We start from the raw sequence: 1,709 nt of genomic DNA on the forward strand, positions 1-1,709 counted from the left end.
CCCGCCGCGTGACGGCGGAATAGAATGAAAGGAGGGCGGCAAATGAGCGGACGGCGCAAGACGGGAAGCGTCTTCATCGGCGTCTCCTCCCTGCTGGTCATCTTCATCGTGCTCTGCCTGACGACCTTTGCGGCCCTCTCCCTCACGTCGGCCAACGCCGACCTCAAGATGGCGCGCCGCGCGGCGCAGACGGTGTCCGAATACTACGCCGCCGACAGCCGGGCGGTCGAGCTGCTCGTCCAGGCCGACGCGGCCGTGGAGGCAAATCCCGCGCGGCCGCAGGCCGCGGGGGTCTCCTTCGAGCGCCGGGGCCGGGCGCTCGTCGCCTCCTATACCGTCCCCATCTCCGACGCGCAGGAGCTGCGCGTCGAGGTGCGCTACCCCGGCCCCGGAGGCGCGCGCCATGAAATCCTGCGGTGGCAGGCCGCCTCCGCCCGGGAGTGGCAGAGCGACGAGACCATCGAGCTGTGGGACGGCACCCTCTGAACCATTACACCGGAGGTAATCCAAATGGATATCCTGCATTTCCTTCAGGACGCGGTGGACCGCCGCGCTTCCGACATCTTCATCATTGCCGGGCTGCCGGTGACCTTTAAGGTCAACGGCCAGCTCCTGCGCGCCGACGACGGACGGCTCACCCCCGCCGACTCCCAGGCCCTCATCCAGGGGGCCTACGCGCTCGCGGGCCGGGAGATCGCCATCGTCGAAGGCGGAGGCGACGATGACTTCTCCTTCGCGCTCCAGGGGGTGTCGCGCTTCCGGATCAGCGCCTACAAACAGCGCGGTTCGCTCGCCGCGGTCATCCGCGTCATCACCTTTGAGCTGCCCAACCCGCACGACCTGGGCATCCCAGACGGAGTGCTCTCCCTCGCGGAGATGCAGAAGGGACTCGTGCTCGTGACCGGCCCGGCCGGGTGCGGCAAATCGACGACGCTCGCCTGCGTGATCGACGCGATCAACAACACCCGCAGCGCCCACGTCATCACGCTGGAGGACCCCATCGAGTTCCTCCACCGGCATAAGCAGTCCATCGTCAGCCAGCGGGAGGTCGCGACCGACACCCAGAGCTATGTGACGGCGCTGCGCGCCGCGCTCCGCCAGTCACCCGACGTCATCCTGCTCGGCGAGATGCGCGACCACGAGACGATCAGCGTCGCCATGACCGCCGCCGAGACAGGGCACCTCGTCCTTTCGACGCTGCACACGGTCGGCGCGGCGAACACGATCGACCGGGTCATCGACGTTTTCCCGCCCAACCAGCAGCAGCAGGTACGCGTCCAGCTTTCGATGGTGCTGCGCGCGGTCGTCTCCCAGCAGCTCATCCCCACGGTGGACGGCGGCCTCGTCCCCGCGTTCGAGATCCTGCTCGCCAACGACGCGGTGCGCAACATGATCCGCGAGTCCAAGGTGCACCAGATCGGCGGGGTGATCTACTCCTCCTCCTCGCAGGGGATGTGCGACATGGACAGCAGCATCCTGCGGCTCTTCAGCGGCGGCGTGATCTCGCGGGAGAACGCGCTGCTCTACAGCACCAACCCCGACACCCTCGCGCGCAAGCTCGGCGGGGCCGGGCGCTGACGCGCCCCCCGTTCGGCGGGCTTTTTTACAGGCGGCCACCCCTTTGGGCGGCCGCTTTTTCGCGCGCGGAAAACGCGGGGCCGGGGCGGAAAACGGCGCCCTGCGGGCGCCCGCGGAAAGGGACGCGCCCC

At 68.6% G+C, this 1,709-nt stretch carries 2 protein-coding genes; both read left to right on the forward strand.

The features are described 5' to 3' along the window. Window positions 1–42 precede the first annotated feature (42 nt). The gene (locus RDM88_RS12790) at window positions 43–486 is read left to right on the forward strand and encodes a hypothetical protein (protein ID WP_121586575.1); all 444 of its coding nucleotides are present in this window, start codon (window positions 43–45) and stop codon (window positions 484–486) included. Window positions 487–510: 24 nt separating this feature from the next. Further along, window positions 511–1,578, forward strand: a complete 1,068-nt coding sequence (locus RDM88_RS12795; RefSeq protein ID WP_308755207.1) for a PilT/PilU family type 4a pilus ATPase — start codon at window positions 511–513, stop codon at window positions 1,576–1,578. Window positions 1,579–1,709 lie beyond the last annotated feature (131 nt).

Origin of the sequence: uncultured Anaerotruncus sp. (assembly GCF_902490045.1) — a bacterium.
Lineage (GTDB): Bacteria > Bacillota > Clostridia > Oscillospirales > Ruminococcaceae > Anaerotruncus.